General features: G+C 73.1%; 14 protein-coding genes. 9 read left to right on the top strand and 5 right to left on the bottom strand.

All coding sequences use genetic code 11. The annotated features are described in order from the left end of the window. Positions 1-25: 25 nt before the first annotated feature. The 4 genes from ACZ42X_RS08040 to eccB all read right to left on the bottom strand — a co-directional run bounded on the left by ACZ42X_RS08040 (position 26) and on the right by eccB (position 5,175). Positions 26-1,687, bottom strand: a complete 1,662-nt coding sequence (locus tag ACZ42X_RS08040; RefSeq protein WP_468285521.1) for a hypothetical protein — start codon at positions 1,685-1,687, stop codon at positions 26-28. 129 nt (positions 1,688-1,816) lie between these two features. Further along, complete coding sequence (locus tag ACZ42X_RS08035; RefSeq protein ID WP_468285519.1) at positions 1,817-2,248, bottom strand: hypothetical protein; 432 nt, start codon at positions 2,246-2,248, stop codon at positions 1,817-1,819. A gap of 120 nt (positions 2,249-2,368) precedes the next feature. Continuing rightward, positions 2,369-3,628 carry a type VII secretion-associated serine protease mycosin gene (gene mycP / locus ACZ42X_RS08030; RefSeq protein WP_468285516.1) on the bottom strand — a complete coding sequence of 420 codons (1,260 nt, stop codon included), beginning with the start codon at positions 3,626-3,628 and terminating at the stop codon, positions 2,369-2,371. A 14-nt stretch (positions 3,629-3,642) separates the two neighbouring features. After that, entirely contained in the window at positions 3,643-5,175 is a 1,533-nt protein-coding gene (gene eccB / locus ACZ42X_RS08025; RefSeq protein WP_468285513.1) for a type VII secretion protein EccB, read from the bottom strand. 182 nt (positions 5,176-5,357) lie between these two features. Here eccB and eccE point away from each other — a divergent pair, with 182 nt between their 5' ends. The 9 genes from eccE (at position 5,358) to ACZ42X_RS07980 (ending at position 17,070) form a co-directional block, all read left to right on the top strand. Continuing rightward, entirely contained in the window at positions 5,358-6,701 is a 1,344-nt protein-coding gene (eccE, locus tag ACZ42X_RS08020; protein ID WP_468285510.1) for a type VII secretion protein EccE, read from the top strand. A gap of 107 nt (positions 6,702-6,808) precedes the next feature. Next, on the top strand, positions 6,809-7,459 hold the full coding sequence (locus tag ACZ42X_RS08015; RefSeq protein ID WP_361429161.1) for a hypothetical protein: 651 nt from the start codon (positions 6,809-6,811) through the stop codon (positions 7,457-7,459). 128 nt (positions 7,460-7,587) lie between these two features. Further along, complete coding sequence (locus ACZ42X_RS08010) at positions 7,588-7,821, top strand: DUF397 domain-containing protein (RefSeq protein ID WP_361429100.1); 234 nt, start codon at positions 7,588-7,590, stop codon at positions 7,819-7,821. Positions 7,822-8,154: 333 nt separating this feature from the next. Continuing rightward, positions 8,155-11,205, top strand: a complete 3,051-nt coding sequence (locus ACZ42X_RS08005; protein WP_468285507.1) for an SCO5717 family growth-regulating ATPase — start codon at positions 8,155-8,157, stop codon at positions 11,203-11,205. A gap of 183 nt (positions 11,206-11,388) precedes the next feature. Then, positions 11,389-13,197: an ABC transporter substrate-binding protein gene (locus ACZ42X_RS08000; RefSeq protein ID WP_468285504.1), complete on the top strand. Its 1,809-nt coding sequence runs from the start codon at positions 11,389-11,391 to the stop codon at positions 13,195-13,197. A 3-nt stretch (positions 13,198-13,200) separates the two neighbouring features. Continuing rightward, positions 13,201-14,247 carry an ABC transporter permease gene (locus ACZ42X_RS07995; protein WP_468285501.1) on the top strand — a complete coding sequence of 349 codons (1,047 nt, stop codon included), beginning with the start codon at positions 13,201-13,203 and terminating at the stop codon, positions 14,245-14,247. Beyond that, a complete protein-coding gene (locus ACZ42X_RS07990; RefSeq protein WP_468285498.1) occupies positions 14,244-15,134 on the top strand; it encodes an ABC transporter permease in 891 nt (296 codons plus the stop codon). Before ACZ42X_RS07995 ends, ACZ42X_RS07990 begins: the two co-directional genes overlap by 4 nt. After that, entirely contained in the window at positions 15,131-16,090 is a 960-nt protein-coding gene (locus tag ACZ42X_RS07985) for an ABC transporter ATP-binding protein (RefSeq protein WP_468285496.1), read from the top strand. Before ACZ42X_RS07990 ends, ACZ42X_RS07985 begins: the two co-directional genes overlap by 4 nt. Continuing rightward, complete coding sequence (locus ACZ42X_RS07980; protein WP_468285494.1) at positions 16,087-17,070, top strand: ABC transporter ATP-binding protein; 984 nt, start codon at positions 16,087-16,089, stop codon at positions 17,068-17,070. The genes ACZ42X_RS07985 and ACZ42X_RS07980 overlap by 4 nt, the downstream gene beginning before the upstream one ends. A gap of 21 nt (positions 17,071-17,091) precedes the next feature. Here ACZ42X_RS07980 and ACZ42X_RS07975 read toward each other — a convergent pair whose 3' ends face one another. Continuing rightward, entirely contained in the window at positions 17,092-18,054 is a 963-nt protein-coding gene (locus tag ACZ42X_RS07975; protein ID WP_468285491.1) for a bifunctional riboflavin kinase/FAD synthetase, read from the bottom strand. Positions 18,055-18,071: the final 17 nt, after the last annotated feature.

The raw sequence follows: 18,071 nt of genomic DNA, 5'->3' as shown, positions 1-18,071 counted from the left end.
CCTGACTTCCGAACCTTCCGAGTGCCTAGTCGATCACCGGTGGCACAGCATTGCGTCGCTTGGCTGCCCACGTCTCTTCGTCTTCCGTCAGGTAGTCCGGACGGGTGGAGTTGTTCCGCTCCTGCTCCTCGTCACGGGTCTGACGCTGGCCACTCCGAGCGCCCATGGCCGCACCACCGGGCCGAGCCGCCGCCGTACCACCACGCGGCGTACCGACCACACCGTTCACGCTGGGCGTGCCGCGTCCCGTGGGCCGAGCAGCGCCATTCGCCTGGTTGGCGCCGATGACGCCGGACTGGCTCGGCCTCGCGGCGGAGGGACGGCCTGTGGCCGCTGCCTCCCCGCCGATGACCGTGCCCTTGGGAATGCGCGATCCGGTGGTCCCGCCGGTAGCACGCTGCGGCGTGCCTCCGACGATGCCGCTCTGGCCCGCTCGGGGTGCGCCCGGGCCGCCCTGGCGGCCGGCCGTACCCTGCGCCGTCGTGGTCGGCCGGCCGGTCACCGGCGTCTGGTTGGGACCACCGGTGCGACCCGTCTGGCCTGCCGGCGTCCCCATGGGGCTCGGGCGACCCATGGCCTGGCCGGAACGCCCGGTGGCCTGTGAAGGCGAACCGTGACCTGTTACAGGGGTGCCCATGGAACGACCGGGCGTTCCCGTGGCGCGCCCGGTCGGGTTACCAGGAGTGCCGGTACGGCTGACCGTGTTGGGGCCCGGGCCACCACTGGTCCGAGGGACACCGGGCATCCCCGTGGCCCGCGGTGCCGTGGGCCGGACAGGCGGGCCGAAGCCCGGGAAGGGCGGACCGCCGTTGGGCGGCCCCGGGTTGCCGGTGACCGGGACGGTCGGAGTGGGCGTATTGGGCGTCGTCAGCGGCGGAAGGGTCTGGACGCTGTCGATCTCCGTGCGGGGGTTGGAACCCACCACGTCGACCGGCTTGCCCGTGACTTCTGTGCGAGGTGTGCCGTCACCCGCGTTGTCGGCCGCCCCGCGCACCGCGCCGGGCTGTGCCGAGGAAGTCCGCGACAGGTCGTTATCTGCGGAGCCTGCGTCCCTCCTGGCACGGCCACTGTCTACTTGCCCTGCTGGCGGCGGCACCGCCGAGCTCCCCAGCGGCTTCGGCAACTTCGGCGGGTCCTGCGACGCCAGCGTGCTTTCCGAGACCGCGTAGAAGGACGCCAGACGGTTCATCTGGTTGATGGCCTCCTGGCGGTCCTTCTCGACCTTCAGGGCCTTCTGGTAGTCCGGGTTGTCCTCCGTGCGCTCCGGCAGGGCGAAGTCGTCCGGCTTCTTCTGCACGAGCCGGCCGTCGCGCGGGGGCTTGGAGTTGCGCACGGAGCTGAGGCCGACGGCGGCCTCCTGCATCTGGGCGCCCGTCACGTTGGAGAACGCCCCCAGTTTGTAGGTGTACGTGACGAGTTCCTTGCCGTAACGGCGGAACTCCTCAGCACCCTCGCCCTTCCACTCGGTCTTGCTGACGAAGTTGTCGAGGTTCCTCGCCGCCTCGTTGAGCGCCGTGGTGGCGTCCTGCAGCTTCTTGCCGGCGCTGGTGAGGTCCGCGGGGTTGGCGCTCTCGAGCAGGTCCAGCATCGCGTTCAGCGGCGCGTTCTCGAAGCTGGTCTTGCCGAACAGGCTCGTGCCGGTGCCCCCGAACACACCGCTGAAGGTCTCCTGCACCTTCTGCGCCATGTCCGTGACGACACGCTGGCCCGTGATGGCCGTGTCGGTCGCCTGCTGCTGCTTGTGCTCCTGCTCGTACCGCTCCTGGGGAGTCGGCGGCTTCTGCTCCGTGGGCTTCTTCTCTTCACTCATCAGTCATCACCCCAGGTCCTTGCCGACGCGGTTGCCATCCTGGTGGGACTTGCCGGTCTCGGGCTTCTGGTCCTGAGGCTGGTTCTTGTCCCGCTCCTCGTCCAGGCGGGCCAGGATCGAGTGGTACCGCTGCCGCTGCTCTTCCTCGACGTTGTCGTAACCGACGTCCGCCGCGTGGACCGCGATGCTGTAGAGCTCGATCTGGTCGCTCAGGTGCTTGGAGAGCTGGACGATCGCCTGGTGGACGCGGTTGTACTGCGTGTAGAAGCCGTCCGCCTCGGCGAACTGCATGCCCGTGCCGAGGGAGCCGCGGGTGACCCGCTCCTCGGCGATCTTGGAGCTGCCGCCGGCGCCGCCCTGGAGGTTCTCCAGGAGGGCGTTCACATCCCGCTGGAACTTCTTGAGCTCACCAACCCCACGCTCGAGGTCACCTGCCATAGCCGCCCCCGTCAACCATTCCCTCGAGCACGATGCTCGTTCCTCCCCGTTTGCTTCTGCTGTTTGACTGCTTCACGTCACTGTAGTCACTGGGTATGACAGTCCCAAGCGCCTTACCGATCACGCCATTTCACGGGCGTGCGGTTGCAACGACACGCGCCTCGCCCTGCGACGTGCGTCACGCAGGGCCACCGCGCCGCCCGAGATGGCCGCGACGAGGACTCCACCGCCCACGACGACGTACGTCGCGAGGCGGGCGTTGCGCTCCTCCGGGGTTTCGCCGAGGTGGACCTCGGCCGGGGTCGGGGCCTCGGCGCGGGTGACGCCCTCGTGGGCGACCGGCTTGTCGATGGGCTTGTCGTCCTCCGTCAGGGCGCGGACCGGGTCGACGACGCCCCAGCCGACGAGGCGGTCGTGGCCGGCCACGGAGCGCTCGGCGGTCTGCTGGATCTGGGCGACGATCTGCGGGCGCGTCCAGTCCTTGTGCTTGGCCTTGATGAGCGCGGCCAGGCCCGCGACGTACGGGGCGGAGAAACTGGTGCCGTTGTCGGCGCAGTGGCCGCCGCCCGGCACCGTGGAGACCATGTCGACGCCCGGGGCGGCGACGCCCACGAAGTCGCCCGACTGGGAGAACTGCGCGCGCTCGTTGTTGCGGTCGGACGCGGCCACGGCCAGGACGCCCTCGTACGAGGCCGGGTAGGTGCGCTTGACGTTGCCGCCCAGGCCGTCGTTGCCCGCCGAGGCGACGACGACGATGCCCTTCTCCAGGGCGGCGTCCACGGCCTCCTTGAGCGCGGGTGCGGGCTCCACCGCGTTCGCCGTGTCCTGGGAGATGTTGATCACATCGGCCTTCTCGGCGATCGCGTGCCGGATGGCGGCCGCGAGGGTCTTGGCCGTGCCGTGGCCTTCCGCGTCGTTCTGCTGGATCGGGATGATCGTGGCGTCGGGCGCGAGGCCGACGAAGCCGGTGCCCTTGGCGGGGCGGGCGGCGATGATGCCGGCGACCTTGGTGCCGTGGCCGACCGTGTCGGTGGTGCCGTCCTCCTTGCCGCGCTCGAGCTCCTTGCCCTGATCGTCCTTCTTGGGCAGCAGGTTGATGCCGCTGCCGGTGTCCACGGCCTTCGTCAGCTGCGGGTTCTTGACGTCCACGCCGGTGTCGATGACCGCGACGCGCACGCCCTTGCCGGTGGACTGCTTCCACAGTTCGTCCAGCAGGACGCGCTGCAGCGCCCAGGGCCGGCCCTCGTACTTCTTGCCGGGGAAGGTGCACTGCTGGAGGTCGTCGGCGGCCGCGGGCGGCGCGGGCAGGATGACGGCGGCCAGCGCGGTGGCGACGAGAGCGGGGGCGGCCGCGAGCAGACGTCGGTGGGTGTAGGTCATGTTCGCCCCGGCCCTCAGGAGCCCTGCGGCTGGCGCGCGGCGCCGGTCGACAGGCGGGGGCCGGTCGGCAGGAAGACCGACCACTCGGCGGGTACGGGGACGGGGTCGACGTCCTTGTAGCCGAGCCGGTTCTGGGCCTGGGCGGCCTCCTGGGCCCGCGCCTTCTTCTCCTTCTCGTCGCCGGAGGAGCCGATGCCGGAGTCGTCGGTGGCGGTGTCGCCGTTGGACTGCATGGCGTAGCGCAGGCCGGTGTCGGTGACCAGGAAGAGGAAGCCGGTGCCGGTCTCCGAGCCCTTGAACTGCCGGAAGAGCTGGCCGGAGCCGGGGGTGACGTAGGCGCTGCTGGCGCCGGTGGGCAGCGGGGCGGGGAAGTCGGTGCCCGCCCAGGTGCTGAGGGTGGTGGCGCCGTTGTCGGTGTCGACCTCGCGCAGGACGTTGCAGACGGTGTTGCGGCTGCCCTCTTCCGTACCGGCGTCGTTGACGGGCTTCGGCGCGAGCCGCGGCCACTTCTTGTCCGCGCCGAACGCCTCGCCCGGCTGGAAGGCGCCGGCGCTCACCGAGGTGGCACGGCCCGCCTGGTCGAGGTCGACCAACTGGCGGCTGTTGAGCAGCAGCTTGGCCGTGAAGTCGGAGACGGGAGCGACGCGGTCGCGGAGGACGACGTACTGCTGCTCCCGGGTGCCGTCGGTGGCGGTCAGCACCATGCCGATCTTGTTGACTTCGGGGTCGAGGTCGCCGGGGATACCGGCGTCCGTCCCGACCTGGCCGGGGACGGTGGGGAACTCGATGGCGTCGCCCTTGTGCAGGGTCTCCAGCCACGCGGCGGACACCCGCTGGGCGGCGCGCCCCTGTCCGACGAGCTGGCGCAGGAGCAGCTCCTGGTCCTTCTCGGCCACGGGGTACGCGGTGCCCTGGGCGTCGACCACGTAGCGGGTCTTGTCGGGGCCCTCGACGTACAGCAGCTCGCCGCCGGTGAGGCGGTTCGCGCCCTCGGTCTTGCTCTCCTCGCGCTGCGCGAAGACGAACGCCGCCTTCTGGATGGCGCGGCCGCCCTCGCCGGGCCGCTCGCAGACCGCCCAGCGCTTGACCGCGCCCGCCTCCTTGGGGTCGGGGAGCCGGTCCGGGGCGTAGGGGATGCCGAGGGTGGCGCCGTGCGGGATCTTGCCGCTGTCGAGCACCGACTCGTCGACGTTGATGACCTTGCCCTTGTCGGGGTTGAGCAGCAGCTTGGCCGACGACATGTTGAGCACCGGGTGGAGCTGCTTCTTCTTGTCGGTCTCCAGCACCACGTACCGCGTGGTCGACTTGCTGGCGATGATCACGTTCTCGCCGGGGGTCGCCCAGCCCTGCGGCGCCACGGGCTTGAACATGCCCCAGGCCCCGAAGACCGCGAGGATCACCACACCGACGATGACCCCCGGCAGCACCGCGCGCAGCGGCCGCGGCGCGCCCTCCTCCGACCCGGTCGCATTCGGCTGTACGAACTGCGCCACCAGCCTCCGCTTCGCAAAGGTGTAAGCGTTGAGTTCGTCCCGTCGTGATGCCATGTGTCCGTTGTCCCTCTCCCCGCTGAGCGACCAGGCTCCCACATGCGTCGAGCGGGACCTGTCGTCGGTGCCGCCCCCTACTATGCCTGCTGGCACCAGCGTTCCACCGCTCAGGTAGGGTGATCGCCCGGTCAACGCCCATGGGAATTCAGTAATTACGGACACGAGGGGGCAACGCGGCGATGGGTACGGCGACGCGCGCGCGAAATGGGCGTAACTCCGGTAGGGCCGCCCCCGAAAGTTCCCGACGGCAACGAAGCAACGCCCCGGCGGAGCCGGCCGGGCGCGGCAACGCCGTCCCGGCCTCCACCACCCTGCGCCCCCTGTCCCGCACGAGCCGTGTGGGTCCCTTCCAGCTGCGCCAGCTGATGCTGGTGGAACTGGCGCTCGCGCTGGCCGCGGTGGGGGTCGCGCTCGGTGGGTTCTGGCTGATCCCCGCCTGTGTGGTCGCGTTCCTGCTGGTGGTGTTCGCCGTCGTCCGCCGCCGGGGTCAGGCGCTGCGGGACTGGCTGTCGGCGGCCATGGCCCTGCGCGCGCGCAACCGTCGCGCCGCGCCGGCGCCGGCGGACGTGGACCCCTCGCTGGCCGTCGTCGCGGAGGGCGTGCCGGGCTTCCGGCCCTATCCGTACGTCGACCGCAACCGCCGTACCGTCGGCATGCTCGGGGACGGCACGTTCCTGACCGCGGTGGTACGGATCGAGGCCAGCGGGAGTGCGCTGCGCCCGGCGTTCGGCGCCCGTGCACTGCCGCTGTCCGTGCTGGGAAGCGCGCTGGAAGTCGACGACATCGTGCTGGAGTCGGTGCAGTTGGTGCAGCAGGTGCGCCCGGCGCCGGCGCCGCACCTGCCGGAGCAGTCGGTGGCCCGCCGGTCCTACGCACCGCTGCAGGAGCGGACCGGTGCGCCCGCGCTGCGCATGACGTGGGTGGCGGTGAAGCTGGACCCGGAGCTGTGCGCGGAGGCGGTCGCGGCGCGCGGTGGCGGCGTCGAGGGCGCCCAGCGCTGTCTGGTGCGCGCGGCGGACCATGTGGCGAGCCGGATGACCGGCGCCGGCTTCCAGGCCGTGGTCCTGGACCAGGAGGAGCTCAACTCCACGGTGGCGATGGCGGCTTGCGCCAGCGCGCGGCTGACCGCTCGTGCGGGCCGGCCCGACGCGGCGCCGCAGCGGCGTACGGCGGAGACGTCGCGGGTGTGGCGGTGCGACGACCGCTGGCACACGACGTACGCGGTCGGCCGCTGGCCGGAGCTGGGGCGGGGCGCGACGCCCCTGCCGAAGCTGGTGTCCCTGCTGACCGCCGTGCCCGCGTACGCGACGACCGTGAGCTTCACGCTGCGGCGCGGGTTGCGCCAGGGGACGATGGACGTACTCGGGCACGTCCGGATCACCGGCGGCTCCGACACTGAACTGATCGGCGTACGCAGGGCATTGGAGCAGGCCGGACGGTCGGCGAAGGTGGGCCTGCAGCGCCTGGACCGTGAGCAGTTGCCGGGCGTACTGGCGACGCTGCCGCTGGGAGGTGCCCGCTGATGGCCCGTACCGGATCCGCATCCACAACCGCATCCGCACCCGTGTCCGTGTCCGCTTCCGGGCGGGGGTTCCGGGGCCTGTTCGGCCCGCGCTTCGCCGGCCACACCATGGCGGCGGACCATCTCGGCGCGCTGTCCCTGCCGGTCGGGGACGACGGGGTCGTCATCGGTGACGACGGCGAGGGCCGGCCGCAGATGATCGGCTTCCACCGCTCGACGCCGTACGACGTGCTGCTGATCGGCGGCCTGTGGACGGCGCAGGTGCTGGCGCTGCGCGCGGCGGGCACGGGCGCGCGGGTCGCGGTGGAGACCGGGCGCGCGCAGGAGTGGGTCTCGCTCGCCCAGACCGCGGGCGCCGGCCTGGAGTGCATCACCCTGCACGAGGTGGGCCGCGTCCCCCCGATGGGTGCGACGGTGAGCAGTCCGGTCGTGGTGGTGCGGGACTGCGGCATGCGGCCGCCGCGCGGGCGCGTGGTGTCGTCGCCGTGGCAGTCGGTCCTGACGCTGCTGCCGTATCTGAGCCCGGTGGCGCCCCGGTTGATGCGGGCGTCCACGCTCGTGGGCGTCCAGCGGGTCTCGCCGCAGGAGGCGCAGCAGATCGGGCGCATCCTGGGGCTCACCCAGGTCGAGACGGAGGCCCTGCCCACGCTGGCGGACGGTGTCACGCTCTGGTGTTCCGGGCGCGAGCGGAACTGGGTGATGACGACCGCGACGGACGCGGAGTCGGGCCTGCTGGGCATGCCCCGGCGGATGGACTGAGCGCCCCCTGCGGGGTCCCCCACCTGGCCTAGGATGCGGGAGGGTGACGCGGAGCGACAGGTGCTTCACGCGCCGCCACAGGGCACTCGGGCCGGGCGGCGCGGCCACCGCGAGAGAAAGGAACCCCGATGGGCAGCGCACAGGAGAAGGAAGAGCTGTACGCCCTCGACATCTCGGGCGTCGAGTGGCACGGTCCCCCTGGCACCAGCCCCGACGAGGAGCGGGTCGAGATCGCGTACCTGCCGGGGGGCGCGGTCGCGATGCGCTCGTCCCTGGACCCGGACACGGTGCTGCGGTACACCGAGGCAGAGTGGCGAGCTTTCGTCCTCGGGGCGCGGGACGGCGAGTTCGACATCACGTAGGGGCGGTTGGGGTCGATGGGGCCGCCGCGCAGGTCTGTGAGGGCTTCGCGAAGGCTTCGGCGAGATGTGGTGAGAGCCTCGCCGCGTGATTGTCGAGCACTCCTGGTTCATGGGCAGTTGTACCGATTTTCCCGGCCACGCATCTCACGCTCTGCCGCACTCACGTGACGAGTAGGCAGGGCGTGAGGTACGGGACAGAGGGTGGGCTCCGGGTGAGCCTGCCGGTCCGGCATCGTTGACGATTAGGGTGGGTCGCAGAGCCGGGCCGATCGGAAGTCAACGGTGGCCCCACCCACCACGGCACAAGGGTGCTCGACCACACCAGGAGGCAAAGTGAACGGCGATCGGGACGACATCCACGGGAGCTGGAACCTTCCCGTCGACGAGTCCGACGCGGATCCCGCCGAGATGACGGGTGAGTTCACCATCGACTACACCCCGCCGGCCTGGTACACGCAGAACGCCGCGGACACGTCGTCGGGTGGTGCCGCCGGTGGCGCGGCGAGCGGCGGGTACACGCCGCCTCCGCCGCCGCCGAGCGGGGCGATGCCGGTCGCGGTGCCGGGGCTGCCCCCGGGCAGCGGTTTCGAGCCGAACTGGACGACGCCGCCGCCCGCGGCCCCCGCGCCCGCGCCCGCCCCTGCGGCGCCTGCTCCCGCGGCTCCCGCGCCTGCTCCGGCTGAGGCGTCTGCGGCTGATGGGGCACCGGGTGCTTCCGATGCCGCCGGGGCCTCCGGGGCTGCCGATGCCGCCGAAGCTCCCGTGGCGGAGGCTTCGGCGGGGGCTGCTGCCCAGCCCGAGCCCGAGCAGCCCTTCGGGGGCGGTGACCTGGAGAGCGGCGCGACCATGCGCTTCTCGCCCGCCGCGCTGAAGCGCGAGATGGCCGAGATCGCCGCGCGCGAGGCGGCCGCGTCGGGTACGGCTCCGTCGGCTGAGGCCCCGTCGGATGCGGCTTCGTCAGGTGCGGCTTCGTCGGATGAGGCCGGAGCGCGTGCCGAGGAGCCGGCTGCGGCTGAGGCTGCGGAGCCCGCCGAGGCCGTGCCCGCTGAGGCCGTTGAGGCTCCGGAGATCGCCGGGGCACCCGCGCCTTCGGCCTCCGACGACGCAGACGCGGACGCGGACGCCGAGGAGAAGCCCGCGGCCGAGGCGCCTGCCGAGGTCGCGCCCCCGGCCGACGAGCGCCCCGCCGACGAGCGCCCCGCTGACGAGGGCGGCGACGAGCCGCGTGACCAAGCCCCCGAGGACGCCGCCGCCCCGGCGGACGCCGAAGTGACCGACGCCGTACCGCAGGGCACCGCGCCGCAGGACACCCCGCCCCAGAACGCGGCGCCCGCCGACGCGCCGGCCCAGCCGTGGGCCCCCGCGCCGGGTACGCCGCAGGGCGCGGCGCTGCCGCCGCTGCCGCCGGCGTTCCAGCCGGCCGCGCCGACCGCGGCCCCGCAGTGGCCCGCCCCGGCGCCGACCGCCGACCAGTCCGTCCTCCCGGCGGCCGCGCAGCCGAACGCCCCGGCGCCGCAGGGCGGTTACGGCTTCCCGCACCCGGCCCAGCCCGCCCAGGCACAGCCGCAACCGCAGGCCCCCGCGCCGCAAGGCGGTTACGGCTTCCCCCACCCGGCCCAGCCCGCCCAGGCACAGCCGCAACCGCAGGCCCCCGCGCCGCAAGGCGGGTACGGCTTCCCGCACCCCGCGCAGCCCGCCCAGCCCGTGCCGCAGCAGCCCGGGCCCTACGGCGCCCTGCCGCCGCAGGTCCCCGCGCCCGGCCAGCACCAGCCTCAGCCCCAGCACCCGCAGGGCGGTTACGGCTTCCCGCACCCGGCCCAGGCCGCCCCGCAGCAGCCGCAGCAGCCCGCTCCCTCCGGCGCTCTGCCCCCGCAGGCACCCGCGCCCGGCCAGCCCCAGCCCCAGCACCCGCAGGGCGGTTACGGTTTCCCCCACCCCGGCCAGCCTGCCCCGCAGCAGCAGCCGCAGCCCCAGCAGCAACAGCCGCAGCAGCCCCAGGGCGCCCCGTACGACCCGCGCACCGGCGGTGCGTGGCCCACGCCGGTCACGCACGACCAGCGGGAGCGCTCGGTGCCGGGCGCGCCGCTCGGCTACACCGCGGCCGTCGAGCTGTCGTCCGACCGCCTCCTGCGCAACAACAAGCAGAAGGCCAAGTCCAGCCGCAACCCCTCCGCCGCCGCCCGCTTCAAGCTCGGCGGCAAGAAGGAGGAGCAGGAGCGGCAGCGCAAGCTCGACCTGATCCGTACGCCGGTGCTGTCCTGCTACCGGATCGCCGTCATCTCCCTCAAGGGCGGCGTCGGCAAGACGACCACGACCACCGCGCTGGGCGCCACGCTCGCCACCGAGCGGCAGGACAAGATCCTCGCCATCGACGCCAACCCGGACGCCGGTACGCTCGGCCGCCGCGTGCGCCGCGAGACCGGGGCCACCATCCGCGACCTGGTCCAGGCGATCCCGTACCTCAACTCGTACATGGACATCCGCCGCTTCACCTCGCAGGCGCCCTCCGGTCTGGAGATCATCGCCAACGACGTGGACCCGGCCGTCTCCACGACGTTCAACGACGAGGACTACCGGCGGGCGATCGAGGTCCTGGGCAAGCAGTACCCGGTCATCCTCACCGACTCCGGCACCGGTCTGCTCTACAGCGCCATGCGCGGGGTGCTCGACCTCGCGGACCAGCTGATCATCATCTCCACCCCGTCCGTGGACGGTGCCTCCAGCGCGTCGACGACGCTCGACTGGCTGTCGGCGCACGGGTACGCGGAGTTGGTGCAGCGGTCCATCACGGTGATCTCGGGTGTGCGCGAGACCGGCAAGATGATCAAGGTCGAGGACATCGTCCAGCACTTCGAGACGCGCTGCCGCGGGGTGATCGTGGTGCCGTTCGACGAGCACCTGGCGGCGGGCGCCGAGGTCGACCTCGACATGATGCGGCCGAAGACGCGCGAGGCCTACTTCAACCTCTCGGCGATGGTCGCCGAGGACTTCGCCCGGGCGCAGCAGGCGCAGGGCCTGTGGACCGGGGACGGGCAGGGCGGCATGCCGCCGCAGATGGCTCCGCCGGTGCCGGGCCAGCAGGCGCCCGGCGGCCAGCCGTACCCGCAGCAGGGCCAGCCCTATCCGCCGCAGGGCCAGCCGTACGCACCCCAGCAGCCCCAGCACCCCCAGCAGCCGGGCCCCGGCCAGCCGTACGCCCCCCAGCAGCCGGCACCGGGTCAGCCGTACCCCGCCCAGCCGCCGCAGCAGTGGCAGCAGCCCGCACCCGGCCAGCCGTACGCACCGCAGCAGCCGGCGCCGGGTCAGCCGTACCCGCCGCAGCACCAGGTACCGCAGCAGCCCGGGCAGCAGCCTCCGCAGGCACCGCCGGCCCCTCAGCAGTAGGGCGGCGAAGGACTGGACCACTAAAAGTCCATGAGGGCCCGCACCGTCGTGACGGTGCGGGCCCTCGGGTATCTCCCCCCAGGCACAACGCGTGCTGACGCCTCGTTGACGCGGCCCTACGGCGCTGGTACACCTCGCTCACCAGCCGGCGCCACCACCCGCCACCCGACGCGAGGTCAGCTCATGGTCACCATGGCTCCGCACCGCCTCATCCGCCTGCTTCTCGCCTCCGGCGTCGCCGCCACCGCCCTCCACGCGCCCCCGGCCCACGCCGACGACGCGGCGAAGAACGTCCTCACCATCGCCGTGTCCCAGAGCGTGGACTCCCTGAGCCCCTTCCTCGCCCAGCGGCTGGTCTCCACCACCCTCCACCGGCTCACCTACGAGAACCTGACCAACTACGACGTCAGGGACGGCCACCCCGTCCCGGGTCTGGCCACCGCCTGGACGCCGTCGCCGTCCAAGCTGACGTGGACGTACACCATCCGCTCCGACGCGAAGTGGTCCGACGGCAGACCGGTGACCGCCGAGGACGCCGCCTGGACGTTCGGGCGGATGATGTCGGACCCGGACGCCGCCACCGCCAACGGCAGCTTCACCGCCAACTTCAAGAGGGTCTCCGCGCCCGACCCCCGCACCCTCGTCATCGAGCTGAAGAAGCCGCAGGCCACGATGACCGCCCTCGACGTCCCGATCGTGCCGAAGCACATCTGGGAGAAGGTGAAGGACTTCTCCACCTTCAACAACGACAAGAGCTTCCCCATCGTCGGCAACGGCCCGTACCTCATCACGGACTACAAGGTCGACCAGTACGTGAAGCTCACGCCGAACAAGGACTTCTGGCGCGGGGCGCCGAAGTTCGACGAGCTGGTGCTGCGGTACTACAAGGACGGGGACGCCGCCGTCGCCGCGCTGCGCAAGGGCGAGGTCTCCTTCGTACCGAACCTCACCCCCGCCCAGGCCGCGTCCCTGCGCTCCGCCCCTCACATCGAGGTGAACGACGCGCCCGGCCGCCGCTTCTACGCCCTGGCCACCAACCCGGGCGCGCGGGCGAAGAACGGCAAGAGGTTCGGCACCGGCCACCCGGCCCTGCTCGACCCGGCCGTCCGCAAGGCGCTCTTCCTCGCCGTCGACCGCGGGACGATCGTCGACAAGGTCTTCCAGGGCCACGCCGTCGAGGGCGCGGGCTACATCCCGCCCCGCTTCGCCCCGTACTTCTGGAAGCCCGAGGGCGCGCGGAAGCGCGCGTACGACCCCGCCCAGGCGGCCCGGATCCTCGACGCCGCCGGCTACCGGAAGAACGCCGCGGGCAAGCGCGCCGGCAAGGACGGCAGACCGCTCGACTTCCGGATCCTGTGCCACGCCACCGACCCCAACGACAAGGCGGTCGCCACCTACCTCCAGGAGTGGTGGTCCAAGCTGGGCATCGGACTGAAGGTGGACTGCCTGGACAATGTCTCCGACCCCTGGCTCAAGGGCGACTACGACCTCGCTTTCGACGGCTGGTCGGTCAATCCCGACCCCGACTTCGTCCTCTCCATCCACACCTGCGCGGCGCTCCCGGCGACCCCCGCCGACACCGGCGCCACCGACAACTTCATCTGCGACCGCGCGTACGACGAGCTGTACGCCCGCCAGACGGGCGAGTACGACCCCGCCAAGCGGGCGGAGCTGGTCAAGCAGGCGCAGGCACGGCTGTACGACACCGGGTACATGAACGTCATGGCGTACCCGAACGCGGTCGAGGCGTACCGCACCGACCACATCCGGTCGATCACGACGATGCCGGAGGCCGCCGGCAACATCTGGGGTCAGGACGGTTACTGGAGCTGGTGGTCCGCCGAACCGGCGTCGGCCGCGCGCCGGGCCGGCGGGGACTCGGGCGGGACGGCGGGTGTCTGGTTCGTGCTCGGCCCCGCCGCGCTCGTCCTCGCCGCCGTCGGTGCCTGCGCCGCCGTGCGCCGCCGCGCCACCGCCGACGAGCGTGAGTAACCGATGACGACCGCGAGCGCGAGCGCCGGGGCGGGGGCGGGGGCGGTCGTAGGGCGCTCCCGGACGGCCGTCTCGTCGTACCCGCGCCATCTGGCGGGCAAGCTGGGCGGCGCGGTGGTGTCGCTGTTCGCCGTGCTCGTCACCAGTTTCTTCCTCTTCCGGATCATCCCCGGCGACCCGGTCCGGGCCATGACCCACGGGCGGCCGACCTCCGCCGAGCAGATGGCCACACTGCGCAGGCAGTTCGGGCTCGACCTGCCGGTGTGGCAGCAGTTCACGGAGTACTGCGCCAGGGCGCTGACGGGCGATCTCGGCATGTCGTACCAGTTCCGCGCCCCCGTCGGGGAGCTGATCGCGAGCAGGCTCCCCGCCACGCTGCTCCTCACCGGTGTCGCGGTCGTCGTCTACTCCGCGCTCGGGCTGTGGCTCGGCACCCGCGCGGCCTGGCGCCACGGCCGCCTCGCCGACCGGGTGCACACCGGGGTCGCGCTGGCGCTGTGGTCCGTGCCGTCGTTCTGGCTCGGGCTGCTGCTCATCATCGTCTTCGCCGTCGGTGTCGGGCCCGTCCCGGGACTCTTCCCCACCGGGGGCATGGAGTCCGGGGGCGGCGAGACGGGGTTCGCGTACGTCCTCGACGTCGCGCACCACATGGTGCTGCCGGTGCTGACGCTGGTCGCCGTCGGGTACGCGCAGACGCTGCTGGTGATGCGCTCCTCGCTGCTCGACGAGATGGGCGGCGACTATCTGGTGACCGCGCGGGCGAAGGGGCTCCGCGACGCCGTCGTACGCCGCCGGCACGCCGTGCCGAACGCGCTCCTGCCCACGGTGACCATGGTCTTCATCAACCTCGGCCATGTGGCGGCCGGTTCGATCCTCGTCGAGACCGTGTTCTCCTGGCCGGGGCTCGGCGGGCTGTTCTACCAGGCGCTGTCCGTGCCCGACCTGCCGCTCGTCCAGGGCCTGTTCGTCGTCTTCGCCGGGGCGATGATCGTGATGAACCTCCTCGCCGACCTGCTGTACCCGCTGCTCGACCCCCGGGTGGCCCGATGAGCTCCTCCTCGCTGACCTGGCTGCGCCGCCGCGACTCCCTGGCCCGCTTCTGGCGCCGTTACCGTACGCACCGGGCCGGGCTGTACGGGCTCGGTGCCCTCGCCGTGATCGGGCTCGTCGCGCTGGCCGCGCCGTTGCTCGTCGGCGGGGACGTGCGGAGCGTCACCCGCGCGCCCGGGATGCCACTGGAAGCGCCGAGCGCGCGCTTCCCGCTGGGCACCGACCAGTTCGGGCGGTCGCTGCTCGGGCTGCTGGTGCAGGGGGCGCGGGTGTCGCTCGCCGTCGGGCTGCTGGCGGCGGCGCTGTCCGTCGCGATCGGCACGCTCGTCGGGGTCGTCGCGGGCCATTACGGCGGCTGGTTCGCGACGGTGCTGATGCGCGTGACCGACTGGTTCCTGGTGATGCCGTCGCTGGTGCTCGCGATCGTGCTGGCCACCGTCCTGTCCCGGAGCGTGTGGACGGTGATCCTGGCGATCGGCGTCACCAGCTGGCCCACCACGGCCCGCCTGGTGCGCGCGCAGACCATCGCCGTCGAGTCGCGCCCGTACATCGAACGGGCCAGGGCGCTCGGCGGGGGGCACGCGCACGTGATGCGCCGCCACGTCCTGCCCAACGTGATGCCGCTCGTGCTGGCCCAGACGACGCTGGGCATCTCCACCGCCATCCTGACCGAGGCGACGCTCGCCTTCCTCGGGCTCGGCGACCCCACCGTCGTCTCGTGGGGCGGCATGCTGCAGGACGCGCGGGAGGCGGGCGCGGTCTCCTCCGGGCACTGGTGGTACCTGGCGCCGCCGGGGATCGCCATCGCGGCCGTCGCGCTCGCCTTCACGCTGTGCGGGCGGGCGATCGAGTCGGTGCTCAATCCCCGGCTGGGGGTGGGGCGGTGAGCCTGCTCGACGTCAGGGACCTGACCGTCACGTACGGGACGGACACGCCCGCCGTGCGCGGCGTCGGCCTCACCCTCGCGGCGGGCGAGAAGCTGGGCATCGCGGGCGAGTCGGGGTGCGGCAAGTCCACGCTCGCGCTGGCCCTGCTGCGGCTGCTGCCCGCGTCGGCGCGGCTCGGCGGGCGGATCCTGCTCGACGGCGAGGACGTCCTGACCATGGGGTGGGGCCGGCTGCGGGCGGTCCGCTGGGCAGGGGCGTCCCTCGTCTTCCAGGGCGCGATGCACGCGCTCAACGCCGTGCACCGCGTCGGCGACCAGATCGCCGAGCCCCTCCTCGTCCACCGCCTGGCGACGGCGGCGACGGCGCGCGAGCGCGTGGCCGAGCTGCTGGAGCAGGTGGGGCTGCCGGCCGCGCGGGCCACGGCGTACCCGCACGAGCTGTCCGGCGGGCAGCGGCAGCGCGTGATGATCGCCATGGCGCTGGCCTGCGAGCCCCGGCTGATCGTGGCCGACGAGCCGACCACGGCGCTCGACGTGATGATCCAGGCGCAGATCCTGCGGCTGATCGAGCGGCTCGTCGCCGAGCAGGGCATCAGCCTGGTGATGATCAGTCACGACCTGTCGGTGCTGGCCGACACCTGTGACCGGCTCGCGGTGATGTACGCGGGCCGCGTCGTCGAGGAGGGCCCGGCGCGCGCCGTGTACGCGGCGGCCCGGCATCCGTACGCCCGCGCGCTGTCCGCCGCCTTCCCCCGAGTCGGCGACCCGGCCTCCCGGCTCGCCCCGCGCGGCCTGCCGGGCGACCCGCCGGACCCGGCCGCGCTGCCGCCGGGGTGCGCCTTCCGCCCGCGCTGCCCGGTGGCCGTGGAGGCGTGCGCGACCCACGAGCCGCCGCTGGTCGAGGTGGTACCCGGCCACCGCTCGGCCTGCCTCTTCCCCGCCGGGAGCCCCGCGTGAAGCCCCGCGTGAACACCCTGCTCTCCGTGTCGGATCTGCGCGTCGCCTTCCCGGGGCGGCGGCGCGGCGGCGCGCCCGCCCGTGCGGTGGACGGGGTCGACCTGGAGATCGGCGCCGGCGAGATCGTCGCGCTCGTCGGCGAGTCCGGCTGCGGCAAGACGACGCTGGCGCGCTCCCTGCTCGGCCTGGTCCGGCCGGCGTCCGGCTCCGTCACCTTCGCCGGAGCGCCGCTGGAGTACCACGGCGCGGCCCTCAAGGCGTACCGGCGCCGCGTCCAGCTGGTCCTCCAGGACCCGAGCGGCTCGCTCAACCCCCGGCACACGGTGTACGAGGCGGTCGCCGAGGGCCTGCGGATCCACGGGTACGGCGGTGACGAGCGGGCCGCCGTCGCCTCGGCGCTCGCCCGGGCCGGGCTGCGGCCGCCGGAGCGGTTCTTCCTGCGCTACCCCCACGAGTTGTCCGGTGGTCAGCGGCAGCGCGTGGTCATCGCCGGGGCGCTGGTCCTGGAGCCCGAGCTCATCGTCGCCGACGAGCCGGTCGCCTCGCTCGACGCCTCGGTACGCGGGGAGATCCTGGCGCTGCTGCTGCGCCTCCGGGACGAGCTGGGCCTCTCCGCGCTCGTCGTCACGCACGACCTGGGGCTGGCGTGGAACATCGCGGACCGGGTGGCGGTGATGTACCTGGGGCGTGTCGTCGAGACGGGCCCGGTCGAGGAGGTGCTGTCGGCCCCCCGCCACCCCTACACCCGCGCCCTGCTGTCCGTCCTGCCGGAGTCCCCCGGCGAGCCGGTGCTCCTCACGGGCGAGCCCCCGGACCCCGCCCGCATCCCGCCCGGCTGCCGCTTCCACGCCCGCTGCCCGGTCCTGGCCTCACCGGAGACCGCGCGCCCCGGCCTCGCGGAGACCTGCCGGACCCGGGACCTGCCGGTCCTGCCGGGGCGCGGGCGTGGGGCGGCGTGCCACTGGGCGGCCGACGGCTGACTGCCCGGGCCGCGCGCAGTGCTACGCGGCCGGGGCGCCGTCGTGCGCCGACGTCAGCTCGCGGCAGCGCTCCACGTCCGCCGCGATGGCCTCCAGCAGCTCCTCGATGGAGCCGAACTTTGCCTGGCCGCGCACGTACGCCAGGAAGTCGACGGCCACGTGGAGCCCGTACAGGTCCAGGCCGACGCGGTCGATCGCGTACGCCTCGACCGTCCGCTCGGTGCCGTTGAACTGGGGGTTCGTGCCGACGGAGATCGCCGCCGGCATGCGCTCCTCCCCCACGACGAGCCAGCCGGCGTAGACGCCGTCGGCGGGGATCGCGGTGTGCGGGAGGGTCTCGACGTTGGCGGTGGGGTAGCCGAGCTCCCGGCCGCGCTGCGCGCCGCGCACCACCACGCCCTCGACGCGGTGCGGGCGGCCGAGGATCTCTGCGGCGCCCTCGATGTCGCCGGCGGCGATCAGGCGGCGCGCCAGCGTGGAGGAGAACGGCTCGCCGCCGCCCGCCTCGCCGCTGACGAACAGGTCGACGACCTCGACCTCGTAGTCGTACGTGGAGCCCAGCTCGGCGAGGTAGGCGACGTCGCCGGCGGCCCGGTGCCCGAAGCGGAAGTTCGGGCCCTCGATGACCGCGCGGGCGTGCAGCTTGTCGACGAGGACCTTCACGATGAAGTCGGCCGGCGACAGCTGCGAGAACTCGGCCGTGAACGGCAGGACGAGTACGGCGTCGACGCCGAGCCCCTCCATCAGTTCGGCGCGCCGGTGGTGCGGCGCGAGCAGCGGCGGGTGGCTGCCGGGGCGGACGACCTCGGAGGGGTGCGGGTCGAAGGTGACCACGACGGACGGGACGCCGAGCTCGCGCGCCCGCTCGACCGCGCGCCCGATGATCAGCTGGTGCCCGCGGTGGACCCCGTCGTAGGAGCCGATGGTGACGACGCTGCGCCCCCAGTCCTGGGGGATGTCCTCCAAGCCACGCCAGCGCTGCACTGTGACCGCTCCTCGCC

The sequence above is a fragment of the Streptomyces sp. NPDC030862 genome, assembly GCF_055571835.1.
Note: the sequence above shows the minus strand (reverse complement) of the source record. Positions and strands in the feature narration are given on the sequence as shown.